At 73.3% G+C, this 25,413-nt stretch carries 18 protein-coding genes and 1 pseudogene; 6 read left to right on the top strand and 13 right to left on the bottom strand.

From position 1 onward, the window contains the following. Positions 1-338: 338 nt before the first annotated feature. Positions 339-941, bottom strand: a complete 603-nt coding sequence (locus tag ACH4TG_RS24205) for a hypothetical protein (RefSeq protein WP_398244557.1) — start codon at positions 939-941, stop codon at positions 339-341. Continuing rightward, entirely contained in the window at positions 938-1,342 is a 405-nt protein-coding gene (locus ACH4TG_RS24210) for a YchJ family protein (RefSeq protein ID WP_398244558.1), read from the bottom strand. Before ACH4TG_RS24210 ends, ACH4TG_RS24205 begins: the two co-directional genes overlap by 4 nt. A 159-nt stretch (positions 1,343-1,501) precedes the next feature. Between ACH4TG_RS24210 and ACH4TG_RS24215 the strand changes: the two genes are divergently transcribed. After that, entirely contained in the window at positions 1,502-1,888 is a 387-nt protein-coding gene (locus ACH4TG_RS24215) for a hypothetical protein (protein ID WP_398244559.1), read from the top strand. A 21-nt stretch (positions 1,889-1,909) separates the two neighbouring features. On the opposite strand, the gene ACH4TG_RS24220 is transcribed toward ACH4TG_RS24215, so the two are convergent. Together ACH4TG_RS24220 and ACH4TG_RS24225 are read right to left on the bottom strand one after the other, a co-directional pair. After that, positions 1,910-3,451: an ATP-dependent DNA ligase gene (locus ACH4TG_RS24220; RefSeq protein WP_398244560.1), complete on the bottom strand. Its 1,542-nt coding sequence runs from the start codon at positions 3,449-3,451 to the stop codon at positions 1,910-1,912. Positions 3,452-3,543: 92 nt separating this feature from the next. Further along, a complete protein-coding gene (locus ACH4TG_RS24225; protein WP_398244561.1) occupies positions 3,544-5,937 on the bottom strand; it encodes an ATP-binding cassette domain-containing protein in 2,394 nt (797 codons plus the stop codon). 134 nt (positions 5,938-6,071) lie between these two features. Here ACH4TG_RS24225 and ACH4TG_RS24230 point away from each other — a divergent pair, with 134 nt between their 5' ends. Then, a complete protein-coding gene (locus ACH4TG_RS24230; protein WP_398244562.1) occupies positions 6,072-6,695 on the top strand; it encodes an alpha-ketoglutarate-dependent dioxygenase AlkB in 624 nt (207 codons plus the stop codon). 59 nt (positions 6,696-6,754) lie between these two features. Here the strand turns inward: ACH4TG_RS24230 and ACH4TG_RS24235 are convergent, their stop codons facing one another. Further along, complete coding sequence (locus ACH4TG_RS24235) at positions 6,755-8,272, bottom strand: MFS transporter (protein WP_398244563.1); 1,518 nt, start codon at positions 8,270-8,272, stop codon at positions 6,755-6,757. 329 nt (positions 8,273-8,601) lie between these two features. Between ACH4TG_RS24235 and ACH4TG_RS24240 the strand changes: the two genes are divergently transcribed. The 3 genes from ACH4TG_RS24240 to ACH4TG_RS24250 all read left to right on the top strand — a co-directional run bounded on the left by ACH4TG_RS24240 (position 8,602) and on the right by ACH4TG_RS24250 (position 11,568). Next, positions 8,602-9,093 carry a DUF5709 domain-containing protein gene (locus ACH4TG_RS24240; protein ID WP_398244564.1) on the top strand — a complete coding sequence of 164 codons (492 nt, stop codon included), beginning with the start codon at positions 8,602-8,604 and terminating at the stop codon, positions 9,091-9,093. 42 nt (positions 9,094-9,135) lie between these two features. Further along, positions 9,136-9,810: a hypothetical protein gene (locus tag ACH4TG_RS24245; RefSeq protein ID WP_398244565.1), complete on the top strand. Its 675-nt coding sequence runs from the start codon at positions 9,136-9,138 to the stop codon at positions 9,808-9,810. Between the two features lie 357 nt (positions 9,811-10,167). Further along, positions 10,168-11,568: a cellulose binding domain-containing protein gene (locus tag ACH4TG_RS24250; RefSeq protein WP_398244566.1), complete on the top strand. Its 1,401-nt coding sequence runs from the start codon at positions 10,168-10,170 to the stop codon at positions 11,566-11,568. A 105-nt stretch (positions 11,569-11,673) separates the two neighbouring features. On the opposite strand, the gene ACH4TG_RS24255 is transcribed toward ACH4TG_RS24250, so the two are convergent. Then, entirely contained in the window at positions 11,674-12,333 is a 660-nt protein-coding gene (locus tag ACH4TG_RS24255) for a TetR/AcrR family transcriptional regulator (RefSeq protein ID WP_398244567.1), read from the bottom strand. A 70-nt stretch (positions 12,334-12,403) separates the two neighbouring features. Between ACH4TG_RS24255 and ACH4TG_RS24260 the strand changes: the two genes are divergently transcribed. Further along, positions 12,404-13,834: a DHA2 family efflux MFS transporter permease subunit gene (locus ACH4TG_RS24260; protein ID WP_398244568.1), complete on the top strand. Its 1,431-nt coding sequence runs from the start codon at positions 12,404-12,406 to the stop codon at positions 13,832-13,834. Positions 13,835-14,065: 231 nt separating this feature from the next. Here the strand turns inward: ACH4TG_RS24260 and ACH4TG_RS24265 are convergent, their stop codons facing one another. From ACH4TG_RS24265 to ACH4TG_RS24295, 7 genes and pseudogenes are all read right to left on the bottom strand, one after another. Beyond that, on the bottom strand, positions 14,066-16,558 hold the full coding sequence (locus ACH4TG_RS24265) for a discoidin domain-containing protein (RefSeq protein ID WP_398244753.1): 2,493 nt from the start codon (positions 16,556-16,558) through the stop codon (positions 14,066-14,068). A 531-nt stretch (positions 16,559-17,089) separates the two neighbouring features. Beyond that, on the bottom strand, positions 17,090-18,991 hold the full coding sequence (locus ACH4TG_RS24270; RefSeq protein WP_398244569.1) for a phospholipase C: 1,902 nt from the start codon (positions 18,989-18,991) through the stop codon (positions 17,090-17,092). Between the two features lie 194 nt (positions 18,992-19,185). Beyond that, positions 19,186-20,484: an iron uptake transporter deferrochelatase/peroxidase subunit gene (gene efeB / locus ACH4TG_RS24275; RefSeq protein ID WP_398244570.1), complete on the bottom strand. Its 1,299-nt coding sequence runs from the start codon at positions 20,482-20,484 to the stop codon at positions 19,186-19,188. Beyond that, positions 20,481-21,731 carry an EfeM/EfeO family lipoprotein gene (locus ACH4TG_RS24280; protein ID WP_398244754.1) on the bottom strand — a complete coding sequence of 417 codons (1,251 nt, stop codon included), beginning with the start codon at positions 21,729-21,731 and terminating at the stop codon, positions 20,481-20,483. The genes efeB and ACH4TG_RS24280 overlap by 4 nt, the downstream gene beginning before the upstream one ends. Positions 21,732-21,988: 257 nt before the next feature. Continuing rightward, positions 21,989-22,357 (bottom strand): annotated as a pseudogene (locus ACH4TG_RS24285) (dienelactone hydrolase family protein); the annotation flags it as partial. A gap of 39 nt (positions 22,358-22,396) precedes the next feature. After that, a complete protein-coding gene (locus ACH4TG_RS24290) occupies positions 22,397-23,770 on the bottom strand; it encodes a glycoside hydrolase family 3 N-terminal domain-containing protein (protein ID WP_398244571.1) in 1,374 nt (457 codons plus the stop codon). Positions 23,771-24,035: 265 nt separating this feature from the next. After that, positions 24,036-25,406 (bottom strand): RNA polymerase sigma factor, encoded by a 1,371-nt coding sequence (locus ACH4TG_RS24295; protein ID WP_398244572.1) that lies wholly within the window; start codon positions 25,404-25,406, stop codon positions 24,036-24,038. Positions 25,407-25,413: the final 7 nt, after the last annotated feature.

A 25,413-nucleotide genomic window follows, 5' to 3' on the forward strand; every position in this document is an offset into this window, starting at 1 on the left:
CACCGTCCCCTCCCGGGCCGGCCCCCGTCTGCGGGAGGCATTTGGGCGGGGGTCACCCTGCGGGGAAACTGCGCGACCAGCCACCGCCGGTCCGCACCCGGCAATGCACCTCCGGGGCAGCCCGGATGCCCGCCCCGGAGGGGCGATGCTCCAGGAGCGCGGGGAACTCCGCGCCCAAGCAGCCACGCACGTGGTGGACGGCAACGCACCCTCAGGGGCTGCCCGGTTGCCGAAGGGGCGCGGGGAACTGCGCGACAAGCCACCCAGGCACGGCTTACCCGGCAACGTACTCCTGGGGGCACCCCGGAGACCCGACCCGGCGGGGTGGCTGGGGGGAGTTAGGGGAGGAGGGTGAGGAGGCGGGTGGCGAAAAGGGATTGGGTGGGGTCGAGGGTGGTGGCCGCGGCGGCGAGGAGGGGGAGGTCGGTGGCGAGGGTGCCGCCGGGGGGACGGGTGGCCCCGACACGGGGGAAGGCCCGGTCGAGGAGAGCCCCGGCCAGGTCCTCGCGGCCGCGCCGTGCCCATTTGACCGCAGCGACGCCGTTGGCCAGGGCGCTGGCGGCGGGGGGCCAGGGAAGGGTGGTGGAGGGGCGGGTGGAGCCCGCGGCCGGCTCGCCGCGGACGTCGAGGTCGAGCCGCCAGAAGAGCGGAACGTCCGCGAAGGAGGCGAAGAGCAGCCGGTGCCCCGGGGCGTCGGCGAACTCGGGGTCGGACCGCAGCGAGGCCACCGGCCGGACCCGGCCCAGGACGTCCGCGACCTCGTCCACGCACGTCCCGAAGCGGTCGCCCGGAACGGTCCAGGCGATGTCGATGTCGCTGTAGGCGTCCGCGGTCCCCGCGGCCATGGAGCCGCGCAGTTCCGCGCGCGCTCCGGGACAGGCGGCGGTCAGTGCGGCCAGGACGCGGCGGGCGAGACCGGCCCGCGTCTCCGCGTCGTTCATCCGGCGGCGTCCAGGTAGACCCAGCTCCCGGCCTCGCGGACGAAGCGGCTGTTCTCGTGCTGCTCCCCGGTCTCCCCGCCGATCCGGTAGTGCGCGGTGAACTCCACCGTGCCCTCGGTGTGGAAGGCGGAGCCGCCGGTGGTGGCGAGCACGTCGAGGCCGGTCCAGCGCACGGCGCCGTCCAGGTCGAGGTCCGCGGGCCTGGTCGAGGAGTGCCAGGTGCGCAACAGGTAGCCGGTGTCCCCGACGGCGAACGCGCTGTACCGCGACCGCATCAGGCGTTCCGCGGTGGGCGCGGCGGTGGTGCCCGCGTGGAAGGGGCCGCAGCAGCCGGCGTAGGACGTGCCGAGCCCGCACGGGCATGCGGCGGGGGCGGCAGGGCGGGGGGAGCGTCGGGCCATACCCAGATGGTAAAGATCCACCGGGCGGCCCGCGTCCATCCGGGTCACCGGGTGTTTCCCCGGCCGCCTGCCGGAAATGCGCAGAGCGTAGTGATACGTCAGCCCGACCGGAACCGATGAGTCCGCACCGGCGCCCGGCCCGATCCGGAAGGAACCATCGTGAGCACCCAGCAGGATCTGCCCGCCGGCACCGCCGCGGAGGTCGCGGTCACCCTCGACAGCTGCTGCAAGGAGGACGCGCGCGCCGTGCTCGCCGCCCTCCAGGCCAGCTTCTCCTCGGACCGCGCGCCCGAGGACGCGCCGGCCGACGCGCCGAACGGCCGTCCCATCGTGTGGGCCGCGACGTTCGACGTGTCCCGCACGCTCGGCCTGCCCGGGCCGAGCCGGCTCACCGAACCCGTCGTCGTCACCGCGCAGGGCGGCTACCGGGCCGTGGACCGGCTGCGCGCGGGCCTGGCGGAGGCCTTCTCCGTCCGGGTGATCGGCACCGCCTCGGGCGACCAGGAGGAAGAGGTACGGCTGCGGGTGGAGACGGCCGCCGGGTAGTGCGGGGTCCCGGGCGGCCGGTCAGCCCCCGCCGTGCGCGGACCGCACGGCCGCCACGGTGTCCGCTTCCGCCGCCGGCTTGTCCTCGCGGTAGCGCACCACGCGCGCGAACCGCAGCGTCAGCCCGGCCGGGTAGCGCGGCGACGTCTGCACGCCGTCGTAGGCGATCTCCACCACCAGTTCGGGCCGCACCGTGACGGTGTAGCCGTCGTCGTCCACCGCGAGGGCGCCGAGGTGCTCGGTCTGCCAGTCGAGCATCGCGTCGGTGAGGCCCTTGAACGTCTTGCCGAGCATCACGAACGAGCCGTCCTCGCCGCGCGCCCCCAGGTGGAGGTTGGAGAGCTTGCCGGTGCGGCGGCCGTGGCCGCGTTCCACCGCGAGCACGACCAGGTCGAGCGTGTGCACCGGCTTGACCTTCAGCCAGGACGCGCCGCGCCGTCCCGCCGCGTAGGGGGCGTCGGCGGACTTCACGACGACGCCCTCGTGACCGCGGTCCAGCGCGTGCCGGAAGAATTCGGTCGCGGCCCGCACCTGCGCCGGGTCGGCGGGATCGGCGACCACCGCACGCCGTACCCGCAGCCCCTCGGGGACCAGCGCCTCGAGTGCCGTGTGCCGCTCGGCGTACGGCAGGTCCAGCAGGTCCCGGCCGTCCACGGACAGCACGTCGAAGAAGACGGCGTGCACCGGCATCGCCGCGGCGGCGGCCGCCACGTCGACACGGGAGCCGACCCGGCCGGCGGTCTCCTGGAACGGGCGGGGCCGACCGGCGGCGTCGAACGCCAGCACCTCGCCGTCGAGGATGAACCGGTCGGCGGGTAGGCCGGCCGCGACCGCGGCGATCTCCGGCAGCCGCTCCGTCACGTCGTCCAGGGTGCGGGTGTAGACGCCGACCGAGCCGTGGTCGGCGTGCACCTGCACGCGGATGCCGTCGAGCTTCTCCTCGACGGCGCAGGGCCCGGCCTTGGCCACCGCCTCCTCCACGGACTTGGCGCTCGCGGCCAGCATGGGGAGCAGCGGCTGTCCGACGGTCAGCGCGAAGCCGGCGAGGGCCGCGGGCCCGCGGGCCAGCAGCGCCTGGGCCACCGGTTCCAGCGCGCCGGCCAGCATCACCGCTCGCCGCACGGCCGCCGGCGGTGCGTCCGTGGCCGCGGCCAGCCCCTCGGCGGCGACGGCGTCCAGCGCCCCCTGGCGCACCTCGCCGGTCACCAGGCCCAGCAGGTACTGCTGCTCGCGCTCGGTCGCCGCCCCGAACAGGTCCTGCAGCAGGGCCCGTCGCCCCGCCTGCGCCCCGGTGCCGGACACCTCGGCGACCGCGGTGAGCGCCGCGTCCACGTCCCGCACGGTCAAAGTGGCCTCCGCGGTTGGCGCGGCGCGGTCCCGCAGCGCCGCCCAGCCGACGCCGAGCCGGCCCTGCGGCAGCCGGCCGGCCAGGTACGCGATGGCGATCGGCACGTCGTCGGGTTCCGCGGCCCGGAAGAACTCGGCGAGCAGCGCCGTCTTGCGGGACCGCGCGGACGTCCGCGCGATCTCCCCTGACACCCGGGCGACATCCGCGAAGAGCATGACCCCATCGTGCGTCCCGGCGCCCGTTCCCGCCCCCGACACGGCCGGAACCGCGCGGATCGAGGGGACGGGAGCCGGGGAGCCGTTCCGCGTCAGGCGCCGACGTACTCCGCGAGGTGCTCGCCGGTCAGCGTGGCGCGGGAGGCGACGAGGTCGGCGGGCGTGCCCTCGAAGACGATCCGGCCGCCGTCGTGGCCCGCCCCGGGACCCAGGTCCACGATCCAGTCCGCGTGCGCCATGACCGCCTGGTGGTGCTCGATGACGATCACCGACTTCCCGGAGTCCACCAGCCGGTCGAGCAGCTCCAGCAGCTGCTCGACGTCGGCGAGGTGGAGGCCCGTGGTGGGCTCGTCGAGGATGTAGACGCCGCCCTTCTCGCCCATGTGGGTGGCCAGCTTCAGCCGCTGCCGCTCGCCCCCGGACAGCGTGGTGAGCGGCTGCCCGAGGGTGAGGTAGCCGAGCCCGACGTCGGCGAGCCGGGCGAGGATCCGCTGCGCGGCGGGGGTGTGCGCCTCGCCGTCGGCGAAGAACTCCCGGGCCTCGTCGACCGGCATCGCCAGCACCTCGCTGATGTCCCGCCCGCCGAGGCGGTACTCCAGCACCGACGCGTCGAACCGCTTCCCGTCGCACACCTCGCAGGTCGTGGCGACCCCGGCCATCATCGCCAGGTCGGTGTAGACGACGCCGGCGCCGTTGCAGTTCGGGCAGGCACCCTCGGAGTTGGCGCTGAACAGGGCCGGCTTGACCCCGTTGGCCTTGGCGAACGCCTTGCGGATCGGGTCGAGCAGCCCGGTGTAGGTCGCCGGGTTGCTCCGCCGGGAGCCGCGGATCGGGGCCTGGTCGACCGTGACCACGCCCTCCCGGCCGGACACCGAGCCCCGGATCAGCGAACTCTTCCCCGACCCCGCCACGCCGGTGAGCACGGTGAGCACGCCCAGCGGAAGGTCCACGTCGACGTCCTGCAGGTTGTTGGTGCTCGCGCCGCGGACCTCCAGCGCACCCGACGGTTTGCGCACCGCCCCCTTGACCGCGGCCCGGTCGTCCAGGTGCCGGCCGGTGAGCGTCCCGGCCGCCCGCAGTGCCTCGACGGTGCCCTCGAAGCACACCGCGCCGCCGGCCGTGCCCGCGCCCGGCCCGAGGTCCACCACATGGTCGGCGATGGCGATGGTCTCCGGCTTGTGCTCCACGACCAGCACGGTGTTGCCCTTGTCCCGCAGTTGCAGCAGCAGGCGGTTCATCCGCTGGATGTCGTGCGGGTGCAGGCCGACGGTCGGTTCGTCGAAGACGTAGGTGACGTCGGTGAGCGAGGAGCCGAGGTGGCGGATCATCTTGGTGCGCTGCGCCTCACCGCCGGACAGGGTGCCGGCCGGCCGGTCCAGCGACAGGTAGCCGAGGCCGATCTCCACGAACGAGTCGAGGCTCTGCTGGAGGGCGGTCAGCAGCGGTGCGACCGAGGGTTCGTCGAGGCCGCGCACCCACGCGGCCAGGTCGCTTATCTGCAGGGCGCACGCGTCGGCGATGCTGATGCCCTTGATCTTCGACGACCGGGCGCCCTCGCTGAGCCGGGTGCCGTCGCACTCCGGGCAGGCGGTGAAGGTGACCGCGCGGGACACGAACTCCCGGATGTGCGGCTGCATCGCCTCGGGGTCCTTGGACAGCATCGACTTCTGGATGCGCGGGATCAGGCCCTCGTAGGTCATGTTGATGCCGGCGATCTTCATCCGCACCGGCTCGTGGTACAGGAAGTCGTGCAGTTCCTTCTCGGTGAAGTCGCGGATCGGCTTGTCCGGGTCGTAGAAGCCGGACTCGGTGAAGAGGCGGTAGTTCCAGCCGCCGCCCTTGTAGCCGGGGACGGTGATCGCGTCCTCGTTGAGCGACCTCGACTCGTCGTAGAACTGGCTGAGGTCGACGTCGGAGACGCTGCCGCGGCCCTCGCAGCGCGTGCACATGCCGCCGGTGCGGGTGAAGGTGGCGCGCACCGCCTTCTTGTCGCCGCGCTCGACGGTGATGGCGCCGCTCGCCTTCACCGACGGGACGTTGAACGCGTACGCGCTGGGCGGGCCGATGTGCGGGGTGCCCAGCCGGCTGAAGAGGATGCGCAGCATCGCGTTGGCGTCGGTGGCGGTGCCGACGGTGGACCGCGGGTCGCCGCCCATCCGCTGCTGGTCGACGGCGATCGCGGTGGTCAGGCCGTCGAGGACGTCGACCTCGGGACGTGCCAGGGTGGGCATGAAGCCCTGCACGAAGGCGCTGTACGTCTCGTTGATCAGCCGCTGCGACTCGGCGGCGATGGTGTCGAACACCAGCGAGCTCTTGCCCGAGCCGGACACACCGGTGAACACGGTCAGCCGGCGCTTGGGGAGTTCGATGCTGACGTCCTTGAGGTTGTTCTCCCGCGCGCCGTGCACGCGGATGACGTCGTGGGCGTCGGCGTCGTGCCGTACCGGGGACTGCGGGTCCGCGGACGTCTTCCGGGCGTTGCTCATGATGTCTCCTGTCGGGCCGAGCCGCCGGCGGACGGCATCACCTGCACTGATCCAACCACCCCTGAGGGGCCCGGAACGGTTGTCCACAGGGAAAAGAATCGAATGGGTGTACGAGAGTGCGTTAGGCTGACGTCATGCACCACCAGCAGGCGTCCCTCTTCGACACCGGGCAGACCGGTCTCGGCGACCTCGCGGCCGTGCGCCGCACGCCGCTGTCCCACGGCGCCTGGATCGACACCCTGCCCGGCTGGCTGGGCGGTGCCGACGACCTCTTCCAGGACCTCGCCGAGAGCGTGCCCTGGCGGGAGGAGCGCCGCCGGATGTACGAGAACGTGGTCGCCGTCCCGCGCCTGCTCGCCCACTACGACGCCGGCGACCCGCTGCCGGACCCGGTGCTCGACGAGGCCCGGGAGATGCTCAGTGCGCACTACGCCGCCGAACTCGGCGAGCCCTTCGTCACCGCGGGGCTCTGCTACTACCGCGACGGCAGGGACAGCGTGGCCTGGCACGGCGACCGGTTCGGGCGCGGCCGCACGCAGGACACGATGGTGGCGATCCTCTCGCTCGGCGAGCCGCGGGCGCTGATGCTGCGCCCGCGCGACGGACACGGGGCGACCGTCCGTCAGCCGCTCGGCCACGGCGACCTGATCGTGATGGGCGGCTCCTGCCAGCGCACCTGGGACCACGCCGTCCCCAAGACCCGGGCCGGGGTCGGCGGCCGGATCAGCGTGCAGTTCCGGCCGCGCGGGGTGCGCTGAGACCCCCGGCGCCGGTCGTGCCGCCTCGGCCGGATCCTCAGCCGTCCCCTCAGGGCCCGTCAGCTCGGGCCGGCGCCGGCGCCCTCCTGCGCCACGGGCACGGCGACCGGCTCCGGGGCCCGGCGGCCGCGGATGTCGGCCAGCGCCACCACCAGCGCGAGCGCGGCCAGCGCGGTCGCGCTGAGCAGCCCCGCCTGGAATCCGCCGGACCAGTCGGGGTGCGCGCCGGTGCCGACCCCGTCGAAGAACACCGAGCCGACCGCGGCGATGCCGGCCGCCGACCCGATGCGCTGCGCGGTCTGCAGCACGCCGCCGGCGCTGCCCGCCCTGGCCACCGGGACCTGGCTGAGCGTGAGCGTCTGGTTCGGTGCGACGACCAGGCCGCTGCCCAGGCCCGCGAGCAGCAGCGGGGCCGCGGTCGCCCAGCCTGCCGAGCGGCCCGTGTCCAGGTGTACGGCGAGCGCGGTCGCCAGCAGCCCGACCAGCACGGTCGCCAGGCCGGCCGCCACCAGCGGGCGCCCGTACCGGCCCACGATCCGGCCGCCGACCGCGGCCGTGGCGACCGAGCCGAGCGCGAACGGCACGATCGACAGGCCCGCCTGCAGCGCGCTGTAGTGCAGGCCGTTCTGCAGGTAGAGCGTGAGGATGAAGAACACCGCGGTGAACCCGGCGAAGTACAGCAAGGACAGCAGGACCCCCAGGCCGTACGCCCGCTGCCGGAACAGCCGCAGGTCCACCAGCGGGTCGCGGCTGCGGGCGTAGCGCCGCTCCCACGCCGTGAAGCCGGCCAGCACGAGCAGCGCGAGCGGGACCAGCAGCCACTTCTGCGAGCCGTGCCACTCCTCCTGCTCCATGAACGGCAGCAGCAGCACCGCGGTGCCGGTGCCGAGCAGCACCACGCCGACCGGGTCGAGGTCGCTGCGCCGCCCGGCGCCCCGCGCCGCGGCCTTCGCGCCGTCCGGCGCGTCCGCAGGCCCCGGCAGCAGGCGCCGGGCCAGTGGCAGCGCGACCAGCCCGATCGGCAGGTTCACGTAGAACACCCAGCGCCAGCCCTCCTGCGGGCCGAACGCCTCGATGAGCAGGCCGCCCAGCAGCGGGCCGACCGCGGTGGACACCCCGATGGTGGCGCCGAGCAGGCCGAAGGCCCGGCCGCGCTCCGGGCCGCGGAACATCTGCTGGATGAAGCCGGAGACCTGGGGGACCAGGATGCCGCCCGCGACGCCCTGGACCAGGCGCGTGGCGACCAGCCACGTCTCGTTCTGCGCCGCCCCCGCGAGCGCGCTCATCGCCGTGAACAGCGCGAGTCCGGTGAGGAAGACGGCGCGGCGGCTGCGGACGTCGCCCAGCCGCCCGGCCGGCACCAGCAGCAGGCCGCACATCAGGGCGTAGCCGGACAGCACCCACTGCAGCCCGCTCTGCGAGGCGTGCAGACCCGTCCGGATGGACGGGACGGCCACGTTGACGATGCTGACGTCCAGCAGGGTCATGAAGCCGGCGGCCAGGCAGACGGCCAGCGCGGGCCAGCGGTGGTCGTGGCCGCGGTCCGGGGGCGGCGGGGCCGCGGAGGCTGAGGTCACCCCGTCTCCCTTCCCTGCGCCGCCCGGTTTGTACCGGTCCGCATGCTTCGGCGCCCTTGGCGGCCCAGTCGCCGCCAAAGGAGCGCGGCGGCCACGAAGGGAGTACGGCCGCCTGTACGGCCTACGGCCGCGCGGTTCCGTGTGTCCCGCCGCCACCGGGGGTGTGGGCCGCAGGAGTGCGGGGAGGCGCACAGGGGGAGGCCGCGCGCATGATGGAGATGTGCGCGATCCGCTACGGAAGAGGGCGAGATGTCCGTACGTATCGAAAATCGGGCAGAGCGCTGTGAAGCGGGTGTGCGGCGATGACGCACCCCGGTGAGGAGGGCGGCATGGGAGACGACGTCTACCAGCCCGACGGCAGCGAGATCCGCGAGGACACCGGACCGCTCGACCCCGAGGACACCCTGCTGGACCGCGGCCTGAAGGAGGCGCTGGACGAGGGCTACTCGCCGCCCGACCGGCCCCTGGCCGTCGAGGACACCGGCACCACCGCCCGCGAGCAGCGCACCGGCGAGTCCCTCGAACGGCGGCTGCGCCGCGAGCGGCCCGACGACGGCCCCTCGCCGGGTGACGGACTCGGCGACACCAGCGACACCGACGGCGAACTGCTGGACGCCGAGACCGGCGACCGCAGGTCCGGCCGGCTGGTGGCGCCTGACGAGGGCGCGCACTCCCGGCACAGCGGGCTGATCGGCGACGACATCGGCATCGACGGCGGAGCCGCGTCGGCCGAGGAGGCCGCCGTGCACCTGGTGCCCGACGAGGACGACCCGTGGCTGACCGGGGCCGAACCGCCACCCGACGCCGGCGAGCGTCCCTGAGAGCACACGACCTGGACCCCAGCGAGGAGAGGAGCGGGTGGCATGAGCGAAGCCAGCGACCCCAGAAAGTCCGGCGGGGGACCGGGCCCCGACCGCACCGCGGCGTTCCCGGAGGCGGCCGCGCCACCGGACGCGGCGGCTCCCGGCGGCTCCCGCCACGGCCGGTTCCACTGGCCGCACCGCGGCCGGACCGACCGCGCCCCCGACGGCGGCGGCCCGGCGGCGACCGCTCCCGGTCCCGGCGGTTCCACCGAGGCGGGCGTGGCGCGCGCCGCCCGTGACGCGCGCAGAGTCCCCACCGGGCTCGGCGCCAGCCTGGCCACCTCCGGCGGGGTGCTGCTGGCGATGGTCGAGGACGTGCGGATGCGCGAGGCGAACCAGCCCGAGGACCTCCGCCCGCTCGCCGACGCCTTCGCCCGACACAACGCGGCCAAGGAGGCCACCGTCCGCAAGGTGCTGCTCCGGCACGGCGCGCCGGAGAACGTCGTGGAGCGGGACCGGCAGGAGGGCGACCTGATCCAGGGGATCCTGGACCGGGCGCTGGTGGGCCGGCACCCCTCGGACACCCATGTGCTGACCGTCGACGGCGCGCTCGCGCAGGCGTACCAGTACCTCTTCCACGAGCGGCGCGACCTGGTCCCGGCGATCGAGCGCTGGGTGCCGGCCGACGAGAGCGAGACCCTGTCCGCGGCTTTCGAGGCCATCGCCGACAACTGATCCCGGGCGCGAGTCCCGCTTCATCTCCTGCGGTTGCCGCACCGGGTCGGCCGCGCGCCCGATGTGCGCGCGTTCGGATTCCGACACCGGGTGAGGGGAGTGGCGCGTCCGCGCGATCGCGGGAAGGCGCCGTGCGCCGCCGTGCTGCGCCCGGTCACGGCCTTTTGCCTGGTACGGGCCCCTGTCGGCGGGCTGCTGCCGCCCCTGGCGGGCGGCGTTCACCTCATGAAGGCGACGCGGAGTCTTGACGCCGCGTGGACGCCCTGGCTTCATGTGTTGCGGCGTCGCATGGGAGCGCTCCCACTGACTCCTGTGGACCGGCCCATCCCCCCACACGCACGGTGAAGGGACCACGCAGTGAAACGCCTTCTCGCCCGCCCCCGACTGCCGCGCCTGCGACTGCGCTCGGCCGCCGCGGCCCTGACCGCGGCGGCCGCGATGCTGCTGCCGCTGACGGTGTCGCAGTCCGCGCACGCGGCCACCACCACGTGCGAGCCGCAGGGCACCGTCTCCGCCGGGGACTACACGATCCAGGCGAACGAGTGGAACTCCACGGCCCAGCAGTGCCTCACGTACAACGGCGGCACCGCCTGGTCGCTCGACACGGCGAACTTCAACCTGCCGACGAACGGCGCGCCCGCCACCTACCCGTCGATCTTCAAGGGCTGCCACTGGGGCGACTGCACCCCGAACAGCGGACTGCCCATCCAGATCAGCCAGTTGGGCAGCGCGACCAGTTCCTGGGACACCACCCAGGTCGGATCGGGGGCGTACGACGTCGCCTACGACCTGTGGATCAACTCGACGCCGACCACCAAGGGCCAGCCGGACGGCACCGAGATCATGATCTGGCTCAACAGCCGCGGCGGCGTCCAGCCGTTCGGCGGCAAGACCGGCACCTCGTCGGCGGCCGGGCACAACTGGGACGTCTGGACCGGCAACCAGACCTCCTGGAAGATCATCTCCTATGTGCTGCAGGGCGGTTCGACGTCGGTCAGCGCGCTCGACGTCAAGGCGCTCATCGACGACGCGGTGAGCCGCGGCTCGGTCAATCCCGCGCACTACCTCATCGACGCCGAAGCCGGGTTCGAGGTCTGGCAGGGCGGCCAGGGGCTGGCCACCAAGAGCTTCTCGTTCAGCGCGTCCACCGGGGGCGGCTCCACCGGCGACACCCAGGCGCCGACGGCCCCCGGCGGCCTGACCGTCACCGGTACCACGGCGTCCTCGGCTTCGCTGTCGTGGTCGCCGGCCTCGGACAACGTCGGCGTGACCGGCTACGACGTGTACCGGGGAAGCCAGTTGGCCGGTTCGGTCACCGGCACCTCGTTCACCGACAGCGGGCTCAGCGCCTCGACGGCCTACAGCTACACCGTCAAGGCCCGTGACGCGGCGGGCAACGTCTCGCCGGCCTCCGCGGCCGTGTCCGCCACCACCGCCTCCGGCGGCGGCAACCCGCCCCCGAGCGGCGGATGTTCGGCCACCTACACGGTGTCCAACGACTGGGGCAGCGGCTTCACCGCGGACGTCACCGTGACCAGCGGCAGTGCGGCCATCCACGGCTGGACCGTCGGCTGGACCTACGGCGGCAGCCAGAAGATCACCAACGCGTGGAACGCCACCGTCACCCAGTCCGGCGCGTCGGTGGCCGCCGCCAACGCGTCGTACAACGGCTCCCTGGGGGCCTCCGCCAGTACCAGCTTCGGCTTCCAGGGCACGGGTTCGGGCGCCGTTCCGACGCTGACCTGCACCGCGAGCTGACCGACCGCTGAGAGCGCCGGCCCGGCCGGCGGGGGACGCCCCCGTCCGCCGGGCCCGCGTGCGTGCGGATGCGGGCGTGCACCGGTCCGGCGCCGAGCCGGGGGCTCAGGCGGGGCGCGGGCTGTAGTACGAGAGGAACATGTCGACGCCCGAGGTGATCAGCCGGTCGGCCAGCGCGTCGTCCACGCCCGTGCCGTAGGCGTGGAACACCAGGTGCGGGAAGACCAGCAGCGAGTACAGCTGGAGGATCGCCACCTCGGGGTCCGGGATGGCGAGCTGGCCCGAGGCGGTCAGCTTCGCCAGGGCGTCGCGGGCGGCCGGGTGGTGCAGCGACGGTCCTCCCCGCCGCCACGCCTGCTCCAGCTCCGGGACGCGGTGGGCCTCGCGGGCCATCAGGGTGCGCAGGGCCAGGACGTCCGGGTCGGAGCGGATCTCCCGGACCCAGGCCCGGGCCGCCTCGGTCACCGCGGACCGCAGGTCGCCGCCGCCCTCGAGGCGGTCGACGGCACCGAGCAGGGTGTCGCCGAGCGGCGCGTCCAGGCCCGCCTTGACGATCTCCACGAACAGCGCCTGCTTGGTGCCGAAGTGGTTGTAGACGGTCACCTTCGAGACGCCCGCCTCGGCCGCGATCTGGTCCACGCTCGCGTCGAAGCCGTCGCGCAGGAACAGGGTGCGGGCAGCGGCCACGATCGCCTGCCGCTTGCGCTCGGCGCGCGGGCCCGAGGGGGCGCCCCGCCGCTCGCCGTCGGTTGCGGTGTCGTTCATGGACAGCAGTCTAGCGGGCGAACTGAACTGAACCGTTGAGTTCATCTGTACTGTGCCGTACAGTTCAGTTATGACCGACTCAACGCTCAGCGCAAGCCATGCTCCGCAGTACGCCGCGCCGCCGGACCCGCGCCGCTGGGCGGCGCTGACCGTGCTGTGCCTGGCCCAGTTCATGCTGATCCTGGACGTGACGGTGGTGAACGTGGCGCTGCCCGACATCGGCGCCGACCTGCATCTCAGCCGCTCGGCGCTCACCTGGGTGGTGACGTCCTACACGCTCGCCTTCGGCGGCCTGATGCTGCTCGGCGGCCGGCTGGCCGACGCCCTCGGCGCACGCCGCACCTTCCTCGCCGGACTCGTCCTGTTCACCGGGGCCTCGCTGGCCGCCGGCCTCGCGGGCGGGGCCGGCACCCTGCTCACCGCGCGCGTTGCGCAGGGCGTGGGCGCGGCGCTGCTCTCGCCCGCCGCCCTGTCCCTGGTCACCTCCACCTTCGAGGGTGAGGAACGCCGCCGCGCGCTCGGCGTGTGGGCGGGCATCGGCGGGGGCGGCGCGGCCGTCGGCGTGCTGCTCGGCGGGCTGCTCACCAGCGGTCCCGGCTGGCACTGGATCTTCTACGTCAACGTTCCGGTGGGGGGCGCGGTGCTGGCCGTACTGCCGTCGCTGGTGGCCGCGCGCCCGCCCCGGCCCGCGCGGCTGGACCTGAAGGGCGCCGTGCTCGTCACGGGCGGCACCGTCGCCCTGATCAAGGGCGTGGTCGCGGCGGGCGACCAGGGCTGGTCCTCGGCGCAGACGCTGATCCCGCTCGCCCTGGCCGCGGTCCTCTACGCCGCCTTCGCCGTCGCCGAGCGGGCCGCGGGCGCGCCGCTGATCGACGTCCGCCTGCTCGCGCGGCGGCCGGTGCTGGCCGGCGCCTTCCTCATCCTGGTGGCCACCGCCCTGCTCATCTCGACGTTCTTCCTCACCTCGGTGCACCTCCAGCAGGACCGCGGCTACAGCGCGCTGCGCACCGGACTGGCCTTCCTGCCGGTCGCCGTCGCCACCGGCGCGGGCGCGCACATCGCCGGGCGCCTGCTCGGCACGGTCGGCGCGCGGCAACTGGCCGCGGCAGGCATGACCGTCGCGGCCCTCGGCCTCGTCCCGGTGGCATGGACACACCTGGGCACCGGGGTCTGGTCGACGGTGGTCCCGGCACTGTCGGTGGCCACCTTCGGCATCGGCGCGGTCTTCGTCACCGCCTTCACCACCGGGCTGGCCATGGTGCCGGCGGCCGAGTCGGGCCTGGCGTCCGGCGCCCTCAACACCTTCCACGAGGTGGGCGGTTCGATCGGCGTCGCCGTCGTCTCGACGATCGCCGCGAGCGGTATCCAGGGCGGCGTCCCGAGCGCCTTCGCCCACGCCTACGCCGCCTGCGCGATCGCGGCCGGCGCCGCGGCCCTGGTCGCCCTCGTCGTGGTGCCGCCCGGCAAGCCGCGGATGGCGGGCGGAGCGCACGCCCACTGACGCCCGCGGCCGGAGGCGGTCGCGCGTGCCGGCTTCCGGCCCGGACACCGCGAGCCGTGGCGCCGCTGCCGGGAACGGCGGGGCCGCGGCCGTCGCGGAGGCGGGGCACCGGGCGAGGTCCCGTCCCGGACCGCCGGCGCGCAGGGGCCGCCGCCCTGCTCGTGCAGGACGGCGGCCCCTGGGTTCACGCTCGCGGCCGCGGCCGCGGCACCCTCACCGTCATCACGACGGTCACGGGTACGACGTCACCGTCGACGGCACCGTGGAGGTACCCGACGTCGGCGAACCGGTGTTGTTGATGACATGGGCGTACTGGCCCATGCCGCCGAGCGACACCACGAGCAGGTCGTGGAACTTCACCCCTGGCGTGGCCGGCGACTCGAACCCGTGGTCCTGGACGATCGACGGATCCGCGGTGAAGTTGCAGTAGCTGCCGAGCCCCCAGCCCTCGTGCGTGGTCACGTTGTCGTCGACCTTGTACGCCGCGAAGCCCCGGATGCTGCCGTTCTGGATCGCCGCCTGGTTCGGCGGATCGTAGGCGATCTCGTTCTGGAAGAAGATCGTCCTGCCGTTCTGGCCGGCCCACTCGACGTCGTACTTCTCGAAGTGCTCCACGAACAGGCCGGTGGCCAGGACGTTGTTGCCGTTGACCTTCAGGCCCTCGTCCGCTGGGTTGGTGGTCCACCCCACGCCCGCCCCGTGGTCGGCGCGCCACAGCCACGTGTGGTCGATGATCACGTCGTTGCTGTTGATCTCGAAGGCCGTGCTGGCCTGGCCCGGGCCCGCGCCCCCGATCCGGGCGAACACGTCCTGGATCGTGGTCGGGTTGCCGGAATGGCTCGCCGACGAGCCGGGCGCGCCCACCTGCAGCAGCTGCGGAGACTTGCCGGCGCCCGCGTCGATCAGGAAGCCGGCCAACCGCACGCCGTCGACGTCGGCGACCTTCATCGCGTCCACGCCGTTGTCCGGCACGACGGTGGCGTAACCCAGGCCGAGCACAACGGTGTTGGCGCGGGTCACGTTGATCGGCTGGTCGACGTGGTAGATGCCGGGCGTGAACAGCAGGTTGAGGCCCTGGGCGAGAGCCGCGTTGATGGTCGCCGCGGACACGCCGGGCTTGGCCACGTAGAACTGGCTCAGCGGGATCGAGGTGCCGGGCGTGTTCGGCCAGGAGACGCCGCTGGCGTTGGTGCGCAGGTTCGGCACGAACACCGCGTAGTTGCCGCTGTCGTCGAGGTACATGTACGGCTTCTCGCGCGACTCCGGAGTGGTGCTGAGCGTGGTGTACACCGGGTTCGGGAAGCCCTGCGCGGGCGCGCCCTGGACACCGGAGAAGACCATGTTCCACACGCCGTTGGTCCAGCCGCCGACGGAGCTGTCACGGGTGTACCACTGCTGCTGCGAGTACGGGCCCACCGTGCCGTCGATCTTGCTGTCGGCGATGTAGCCGCCGCTCGCCCAGCCGTAGCCGTTCGGCGCCAGGTTCAGCCCGCCCTTGACGTGGATCCGGCGGAACGGCGCGGCCTGCGCGACCGCCCACCGGTCGGTGCCGTTGGACGGCGTGATGGCCAGGTTCTCCACCGAACGCCAGAAGTTCTGCGTGGCGTTGCCGTTGAACCAGCCCGCGTCGACGGTGATGTCACCGTTGATCTGCACGTCGTCCGGGTTCTTGCCGAGGCCGGAGACCGACGTGTAGAAGCCCACCTGGTCGTTGAGCCCGTTGTAGGTGCCCGGCTTGAAGAAGACCTGGTAGCGGGCGTCGCCGAACTGGTTGCTCTCCTGCTGCGAGAACATCTGGTCCAGCTGCGCCTGGATGTTCGGTGTCGAGGGGTCGAAGACCTTGACGTTCGGGCCGAGGTCGCCGCCGCCCTGGATCGGGCCGGTGCCGCCGCCGTTGTTGCCGGTGGTGCCGTAGACCTGGAACTCCCAGAGGGAGTAGCCGTATTGGGTGGCGCGGGTGGTGCCGTACATGCGGACATAGCGCCCGGAACCGTTTACGGCGAGTGTCTGTGTGCCGCCGGTTCCGGTGGTGGTGGAGTAGGCGTCGGTCCAGGTGGTGCCGTCGGCCGAGGTCTGGATCTTGAAGGCGGTGGCGTAGGCGGTTTCCCAGTTGAGGGTGACGGAGCTGATGGTCGAGGTGCTGCCCAGGTCGACCTGGAGCCACTGGGGGTCGGAGGCGGCGCTGGACCAGCGGGTGCCGGTGTTGCCGTCGACCGCGGCCGATGCCGGGGTGCCGGCGTTCTCGGTCGAGGACGCGGTCGCCGTCTTGCCCTGCGAGAGCAGCGAGCCCTGTGGGGGCGTGCCGCCGTCGCTGCCGGTGGTGCCGTAGACCTGGAACTCCCAGAGGGAGTAGCCGTATTGGGTGGCGCGGGTGGTGCCGTACATGCGGACATAGCGCCCGGAACCGTTTACGGCGAGTGTCTGTGTGCCGCCGGTTCCGGTGGTGGTGGAGTAGGCGTCGGTCCAGGTGGTGCCGTCGGCCGAGGTCTGGATCTTGAAGGCGGTGGCGTAGGCGGTCTCCCAGTTGAGGGTGACGGAGCTGATGGTCGAGGTGCTGCCCAGGTCGACCTGGAGCCACTGGGGGTCGGAGGCGGCGCTGGACCAGCGGGTGCCGGTGTTGCCGTCCACGGCCGCCGATGCCGGGGTGCCGGCGTTCTCGGTCGAGGACGCGGTCGCCGTCTTGCCCTGCGAGAGCAGGGTGTCGGCGGCGTGGGCCGAGCGCATCGGCACGACGAGGAGCAGTGAGGCGAGGAGCGCGGTGACCACCGCGGCGACGGTGTTGCGCCGGCGCCACGGAGCCGCTGATCTCAGCGCCGTCGTGCCGGTGGGGGGAGCGAGCATGAGCAACTCTCCTGGTTCCACGGGTGGGGGGCAGGGTGCGGGTCGCCCGGCCGCGGGGCGGCCGGGCGGTGAGATGCCGTGAACAACGCGAAGTCCGGTCGGGTGCCTGTCGATTGACGACTGAGAGCGCTCTCCCGGTGCACTCCGGAATGTTTCTCCCTGTGTTTCATCCATGTCAAGAGTTGTGCACAGGGCCGGTTGACCGAACGGCCGCAGCGGTGGCCGGGCGCCGCCGGGCCGGAATTGCCTTCAATTCATGGAGGCAGCAAGGGTCTTGACAACCCGGCAGTGTTCAAGTCCGAATCGGTGGACGGGTGGCGCGAACAGCGAAGGGGGCCGCCCCGGCGTCGTGCCGGAGCGGCCCCCTCAGGGCCTCACGTCAGGCCGCCCGAAGGGCGGCAGGCGTGTGACGGGTCAGGCGGTGGCGGCCACCTGCCGGCGGTGCCGGCGGGCGTAGTAGAGCGCACCGGCGCCGAAGACGAGCGCGGCCCCGGTGATGCCGACCGGGAGGGCCGGGGACGTGCCGCCGGTCTCCGCCAGGGTCTGCGTGGTGGGGTTGTTGCCGGAACCCGAGCCGGTGCCGCCGCTGGTCGCGTTGCTCGCGGGCGCGGCCGGGTTGGTGTGCTTGTTGATGTGCTTGACCGACTTCACCGAACCGTTGTCGTTCAGCAGCACCTGGAGGTTGTTCGGGTGCTTGAAGTCGAAGGCGCCGTTGAGGGAGTTGGCCCGCTGGTCGAACGAGGCGTCGCCGACGCGGCCGGTCTTCCAGTTGTCCTCGATGAACTTGGTGACCGACGCCTGCTCGGTGCGGGTGTGGTCGACCGAGTTCACCTTGCTGTAGGGCGAGATGACCAGCAGCGGCTGGCGGGTGCCCGGGCCGCAGCGGTCGGCGTAGCCGCCGGCCGAGGCCGGACCGGCCTGGCACGCCGGGCTGTCGGTGGCCTTGCCGTTGGAGCCGACGGTGCTGTCCTTCGAGCCGTTCTGCGGCGCGGCGTAGGCGTGGTCGTACCAGCCGTCCGAGTCGTCGTAGGCCACGACGACCGCGGTGTCCTTCCAGGAGGACGAGGACTGGATCGCGTTGATCTCCTTGACCAGGAAGTCCTGCTCGTCCTTCGGGTCCGAGTAGGCGGCGTGGCCGTCCTGGAACTCCGCGGCCTTCAGGAAGCTGACGGCCGGCAGGCTGCCCGCCTTGAGGGCGGAGTCGAAGTCGGTCAGGTCGTAGTTGTGGTTCGCCTGGCCGTTGTGCCCGATCTCGGCCGTGTTCTTCGGCGCGAGGTGGTGCGGGTTCGACGTGGACTTGTAGTACTGGAACGGCGAGTGGTGGGGGCTGTAGTCCACCGAGGAGGCGCCGCCGATGTTGGTGTGGGTGCTGCCGGCGCAGCTGGCGTAGTCACCCTGCTTGCCGTCCCACGCGGTGGAGGGACGGAAGCCGCCCTGGAACCAGCCCCACGTGACGTTCTTGGAGTTGAGCAGGTCGCCGATGTTCTTGCCCTGCATGACGGCCAGGGCGTTGCTGCTGGAGTGGCTGTTGTCCGAGCAGTCGTCGAACGCCGGGTCGGGGTCGTTGATGACCGTGCCGACGCCCTGCGCGTCCGGGGACAGGACCGTGTACGGGTCCGGGGTCGCCGTCTGCTTCGGGTTCTCGGTGCCGGTCTTCGGGTCGACCGAGATCACGCCGTGCGTCTGGCCCGCGATCAGGTTCAGCGCGCCCGGGGTGGAGGGACCGTAGGTGCTGCTCCACGAGTTGTCGCCGAGCGAGTAGTGCTGGGCGTAGTTCCACAGGCCCGTGACGGTGTTGCCGTCGTAGTAGTCCATGACCAGGCCCGGCTCGCCGAACAGGCCGCCGGAGCACTTGCTGGTCTCGGTGTTCTGCACGTACGCGTCGGCCTTGCCGCCGTTGGCCGCGTACTGCTCGGGACCGTAGCCGTGGTTCTGGTCGCAGGTGAGGGCCTGCGAGGGGGTCAGCCGCTTGGGGGCGTACTGGTTCGGGTTGGTCTTCAGCAGACCGGCGTGGCCGAGGGTGTCGATGTCCTTCGGCGTCTTCTTGTCGGCCGTGAACGTCGTGCCGTCGGTGTTCGCCGCCACCGGGTAGCTGCCGAAGTAGTGGTCGAACGACACGTTCTCGTCGTAGATGACGACCAGGTGCTTGATCGGGGTCGAGGTGCTGTCGCCCCCGTGCGCGGGGGAGTCGGCGTAGGCCGGCGCCGTGCCGCCCAGCAGTACGAGCGCCGCCGTGCCGGCGTACGCCCCCCAGCGTGCCGCACGCAGGCGTGCGCCCGCCCGCCTTCTCCTGCCCGTACCGCTCGTGGTGCTCATGCTGTGTCAGCCTCCGCTAACTGGTGCTTTCCGGCGTGCTGTGTGGATCTCGTGCACGTGTCGAACGCGATCGTCTTGGGGGTCAACTACGTGGCATCGGCCCCATGGTGGCGTCCGGGTGAACAGCGGGTCAGATAATCATGGGAAATGCTTGACCATCCCTTTGCTTGCCATCGGGGCCGGTCGGAGAGGTCTCAGGCCAGCAGGGTGCGCCCCAGCCAGTCGCTGCGGTCGCGCACGCCCGGTAGCGCGAAGAAGTAGCCGCCGCCGAACGGGGTGATGTAGTCGACCAGGGGCTCCCCGGCGAGCCGCTTCTGCACCGTCTCGAACTGCCGTGTGAGGTCCTGCTGGTAGCAGACGAAGATCAGCCCGACGTCCAGGTTCCCGTTCGCGTCCATGCCGCGGTCGTAGTTGTAGCCGCGGCGCAGCAGCCGGGAGCCGTCGGTCTTCGCGGTGCGCGGGTTGGCCATCCGTATGTGGCTGTCCAGCGGGATGACGTCGCCCATCGGGTCGTCGGCGAACTTCGGGATGTCGAACTCCCGCGAGCCGTCCAGCGGCGCGCCGGTGTCCTTCGCCCGGCCGAACATCCGCTCCTGCTCGGTGATCGAGACCCGGTCCCAGAACTCCACCAGCATCCTGATCAGCCGCACCACCTGGTACGTGCCGCCGGTCGTCCAGGTGGGCTCGCCGCCGCCGTCCACCCACAGCAGGCGCTGCGCGGTCGCGGCGTCCCCGACGTCCGGGTTGGCGGTGCCGTCCTTGAACCCCAGGTGGTTGCGCGGGGTTCCGCTGGGCCGCGGCGGGCTGGTGAAGCCGTCGAGCCGCCAGCGGACCTGCAGGCCGCCCCGGGTGTGCCGGGCGATGTCGCGCAGCGCGTGCAGCACCGCGTCCTGGTGCGGCGCGCTCAGCTGCAGGCTCAGGTCGCCGTGGCACCAGGCCGGGTCCAGGTCGTCGTCGGGGAACGCCGGCATCGTGCCCAGCCGCAGCGGCTTGCGGTCCGTGAGGCCGAACCGGCCGTCGAACAGCGAGGCGCCGACCCCGGCGGTGACGGTCAGCCCGTCGCCGGGCACCTGCGGGCCGAGGGTGCCGCTGTCCGAGGGCGGGGCGGTGATGCCGAACGCCTGCGGGGTGCCGCCCGCGGTCAGGAACCGGGCCCGCTCGGTGAGGGTGCGCAGCAGCTCGGTCAGCTCGCGCCGGTCGGCGGCCGTCACGTCGAACGAGACGAAGGCCGTGGCCTGCTGGACGGTCCGGGTGATGCCGGCCTGGTGCTCGCCGTGGAAGGCGGCATCCTGCCCGCCGGCCTGCCCGCCGGATGCGCCGTCGCTCCCGGTGGCGGACGGCGCCGGCGTGGCCGCGTGCGCGCTCTGGCCGGTGAGTGCCGCGGCCGCGGCTCCCGCCCCGGCCACCGCGCCCACGGTCCCGACACCGAGCGCCGCCCCGCGCAGGAATCCGCGCCTGCGCAGCTCTCCTGCCGCGTCACGGGTGTCGCTCATGCCGTCCTCCGTACGTCGAAGATCGCCGCCACCGGGGCGAGTTGTTCCAGGAGTGCGCCGGTGTCGGCGTTGATCTGCTCGCGCCGGGCCTGGCCGAGCCGGTCCAGCGGGGTCCAGCTGCCGCCGTGGTCGGCGGCGTCCAGCGCGTGCTGCAGCCGGTCGAGGGCCGCGTCGAGCTGCGGCAGCGCCGGGTCGCGCGGGGCGAGCAGGGAGCGCAGCCGGGTGAGGATCTCGCGCGTGCCGTCGAGGTTGGCGCGTGCGGTCGCCAGGTTGGTGCCGCTGCCGTAGTCGGTGCGCCCGGTCAGCTCGAACTGCTCGGTGTTCTCCATGATCTCGTGGGCCCGCAGGCCCATGTCGGCCGGATCCATCCGGGCCTGCGACCAGCTGTCGCGCAACGCCCGTACGTCGCTGTCGAGTTTCGTCGCCGGCGCCTTCAGCGACGAGGCCGCGGCGCCGTGCCACAGCCCGTACTCCACCCGGTGGAAGCCGGTGAAGGACGGGTCGTCCACCGCGCCCTGCGTGCGGGCCGCGGTGCCGTTGATCGCGCCGTCGGCGTCGCCGAACGTCCCGTACGCCGCGCCCATCCGCTCGTACACCAGGTGCGCGGTGAGCCAGTCCTGCTTGGCGGCGGTGAGGTCGCCGCGGTCGATGTCCGCCTTGAGGACGGCCGTGCCGCGGGCCAGTTCGGACATCCGGGCGCCGATCCACTGCTGGTAGCCCAGGGTCGGCGGGATCATGTCGTGCTGCGTCACCGGCAGCGTCGCCGGGCCCTGCGGGACGGTGCCGGGCACGGTGACCGAAGGGCCGGTCACCGCGTCGGTGTCCTCCTGAAGGCACTTGAACGCGTACGTGCCGCTGCCCAGGTCCACCAGCATCGACCGGGTGGTCCCGGGAGCCAGCCCCTCCAGCTCGCCGTACAGCTTCCCCGACTTGGGATCGGCGAGGTACACCTCGCTCGCGCTGCCACCGGAGTTGTGCAGGTCGAAGACCTGGGTCCCGGTGCGGGGGCGGGTCCAGCCCTTGCCGCAGCTTCCGGTCGACACGTCGACCGCCGTGTGCGGCAGCCCGTCGGCGGCCGGGGTGGGCGTGCCGCCCTTGCCGTCGGCGCCGTCGGCGGAGTCCGTGCCGTGCCCGCCGCCGGCGAGCACCGCGACGGTGACCACCGCCGCGACCGCCACCACCGCGCCGGCGGCGAGGACGAGGGTGCGCGGCCTGCGGGAGAGCGGCGGCGGGGGATCGGCGGTTATGCCGCCCGGTTCGGCGTCCGGCTCCGCGACCTGCTCGGGGTCGGGCTCCGCGGCTGCGGGCGCGGGTTCGCTGTCGGATTCGGCGGGCACGCCGGCCTCCGGTGATGTTGCAGTGGGTTCGTGGCGCCGCTCATGCTAGGCACGCGGTGCCGTGCGCACCCACCCGCTCAAGGGGCGGCGGCCCATAATTCCCGCGCAGTTCACCCGCTCGACACTGTTAGGGCACCCTAACCTGGGTTTCGGGGCCGGTCCGCCCGTCAGCCGGCGGTTCCCGCCGATCCGCTGGCCGGCGCGTCGCCGCCGTCCGGAACCGAGGGCGCCGGCGGCTCCCCAACCGCGGCTCCGTGCCCCGGCTCCGCCCCTTCCGCGTCCAGGAGTTCGGCGGCGAGAAGCGCGTCGATCCGGCGCCACGCGTCGGCCGCCCGGTCCAGCCGGTTGAGCAGCGCGTAGCCCTGGGCCCGTCCCGCCTCGTCCGCGACGCCCGAGAACCCCGGGGCCGTGCGGTGGTGGAAGTCTGGCACGATCGCCAGGAAGCCGCGGGCGGCGAGGCGGTCGGCGGTGCGCCGGATGTAGCCGGTGAGCCCGAACATCTCGAAGCCGACGACGACCGCCGGGCGGCGGCGAGTCCGCGGGCGCGCCGGCCGAACGCGCGCCGCGCCCCGGGGTCAGCCGCAGCTGAGCAGCCCGGCCGAGTGCTTCTCGTTGAGGACGCGGAGGACGGCGTTCTGCACGTCCTTGGCGAACGTGCTGTTCTGCGGGATGCGGTTGATGACCGCGGCCGTCATCGGGGCGATGTCGCTGGGCTTGACGGTCAGGACGATGTCGCCGCCCGCGGTGATGAAGTCGATCGCGCGCTGGGCGGGGGTGTGGTCCTGGACCGCGACCGCGTTGCCGAGGTCGTCGGAGATGACCACGCCCTTGAAGCCCAGCGAGCCGCGCAGCAGGCCCTGGATCACCTTGGAGGAGAAGGCCGCCTGGCTGGCCGGGTCGATCCTGGTGTAGATCGCGGACGACACCATGATGAACGGGCTGCCGGCCTGCACCGCGCTGCGGAAGGGCGCCAGGTACGGGTCGGTGGTGGTGGTGACGGTGTCCTTGACGTTCGCCGTCGTGTCCGTGTTGCCGGTGACCCGGCCCAGCCCCGGGAAGTGCTTGGCCGTGGGCAGCACGCCGCCCTGCTGCATCCCGCGCAGGAACGCGGTGCTGTGCGTGGCGACGACGGCGGGGTCGGTGCTGTAGTAGCGCTGGAGCCGGCCGATCGGCTGGTTGACGTTCACCAGGTTCGGCGGCACGGTGTCCGCGACCGGCGCCAGGTTCATGTTGACGCCGGCGGCCTTCAACTGCCGGGCCCAGGTCGCGGCGTTCGACTGCAGCGTCGAGGTGGTCCAGGTGCCCTGCGTCGTCGCGCTGGGGATGGTGCTGAAGCCCGGTCCGCTGAGGACCTGGACCTTGCCGCCCTCCTGGTCGGTGGAGACCAGCATGTGCACGGCGACACCGCGCACCGTCGGCGAGAACCGCTGGGCCTGGTTGGTCACCGTCTTGAACGCCGAGGCTCCGGCGGCACTGTGGCCCATCAGGAAGACGGAGCCGACCCTGCCCTGGGTGATCGCCGTCGACTCCGACGACGTCATCCCGGACGAGGTCACCGCCGTCATGAAGAGCTGGCCCACCCGCTGGGCCTGGGTCATCCCGTCGTAGACCCGGCTCACGCAGCTCTGCACCGCCGGGGGCGTCGGCGAGGTGTGCGGGGGCGGGGGCACGGGCTTGTGCGTGCTGCCGCTGGCGGCCGGCGTGGTGGGGGAGGTGGTCGCCGGCGTCGTGGTGGTCGGCGACGGTGAGGTGGGGGAGGCGCTGGTGACGCCGGCGGCGGACGAGGTGCCCGGCGCGGAGGTGGTGCCGTTGCCGCAGGCGGCGACGGCGACGAGCACTCCGAGGGCTATCGCTGCCTGGCCCCCGCGGGCCACGGCTCGGGGCCTGGCGGCACGGCGCCGTGAGGCGGTGGCGTGGACGGTCGGCTTGCGCACGGCGGAACCTCGCACCTCGTCGAAGGGTAGGGACGTCGGGGCCAGGGGCGGAACCTGGATGCGGCCCCTGCTCTCCGCGGCACATGAGGCAGCTGTCACCTCCTGTGACACGGAGAAACCCCCGTGAGATGGCCAGGATGCCCCCTGGGTACCCCCTCGCGCATCCCCAGAGGATGATTTCCGTACTGATGGGACGGTATTCCGGGTCCCATCACCCCCGCTGCGACCTGCGTGTACGTGGAGGCACGGGGATGCGGGGGCGGGCAGGCCGCCGGACGGGTCAGGGACGCCGGGTACCCGGGGCGGGCGGGCCTTCCACCTCGGACAGCCGGCGCAGCAGGAAGCGGCGCTCCGCCTCGGTCGGGGCCAGCGCCAGCGCCTCCCGGTAGGCGGACGCGGCCGGATGCCGCTCGCCGAGCCGGCGCAGGAGGTCCGCCCGGGTCGCGGGCAGCAGGTGGTAGCCGGTGAGTTCGCCGGACGCGGCCAGCGCCTCGACGAGTTCCAGCCCGCGGGCCGGCCCCTCGTCCATCGCCACCGCCACGGCGCGGTTCAGCTCCACCACCGGGCCCGGCGCCCTCCGGGCCAGCTCCGCGTACAGCAGGGCGATCTGCTTCCAGTCGGTCTCCCGCGGGCCGGGCGCGTCTGCATGGCAGGCGGCGATCGCGGCCTGCACCTGGTACGGCCCCGGCCGGCGGAGCGCCAGCGCACCGTCCAGCACGGCCACGCCCTCGGCGATCCGCGCGCGGTCCCACAGCGTGCGGTCCTGCTCCTCCAGCGGAACCAGGTCGCCGGCCTCGTCGGTACGTGCCGCGGCCCGGGCGTCGTGCAGCAGCATGAGCGCCAGCAGCCCGGCGGCCTCCGGCTCCCGCGGCATCAGGCGGGCCACCAGGCGGGCCAGGCGGATCGCCTCGGCGGTCACCCGCCGCTGGTCGGGGCCGGCCGCGCCGGGCGCGTACCCCGCGTTGAACAGCAGGTACAGCACGGCCAGGACCGCCGACGTCCGCTCCGGCAGCACCTCGCGGCGCGGCACCCGGAACGGGATGCCGGCGTTGCGGATCTTGCTCTTCGCGCGCGTCAGCCGCTGCGCCATCGTCTTCTCGGGCACCAGGAAGGCCCGCGCGATCTCCGCGGTGCCGAGCCCCGTCAGCGTCCGCAGGGTCAGCGCGACCTGGGCGGGCAGCGGGAGTGCCGGGTGGCAGCAGGTGAAGATCAGCCGCAGCCGGTCGTCGGGCAGCGCGTCCCCGCCGGCGTCCGCGGGGACGAGATCGCCGGTCGCCACCGGTTCCGGGGCGAGGCGGGCGGCCTGGCGCAGTTTCAGCGCCTCGTTGGCGGCGCGGCGCAGCCGGTCCACGGCGCGGTTGCGGGCGGTCGTGGTCAGCCAGGCGCCCGGGCTGCGCGGCACGCCGTCCCGCGGCCAGCGCTCCAGGGCCCGCTCGAACGCGTCCTGCGCGCACTCCTCGGCCAGGTCCCAGTCTCCGGTCACGGCGATGACGGCCGCCACCACCCGCCCCCACTCCTCGGACCAGGCCGCGGCGACCGCCTCCTTGACCCGGCCGTCGGGCGCCCCCTCGGGCCGGGCGCCGCCCGGAGCGCCGGGCCGCGGGGCGGCGTCCCCGCCGCCCCGCGCGCCCCCGGCACTCCCGTCGCTCATCGGGCGC

The organism is Streptomyces sp. NPDC020917, from assembly GCF_044333795.1.
Taxonomy (GTDB): Bacteria; Actinomycetota; Actinomycetes; order Streptomycetales; family Streptomycetaceae; genus Actinacidiphila.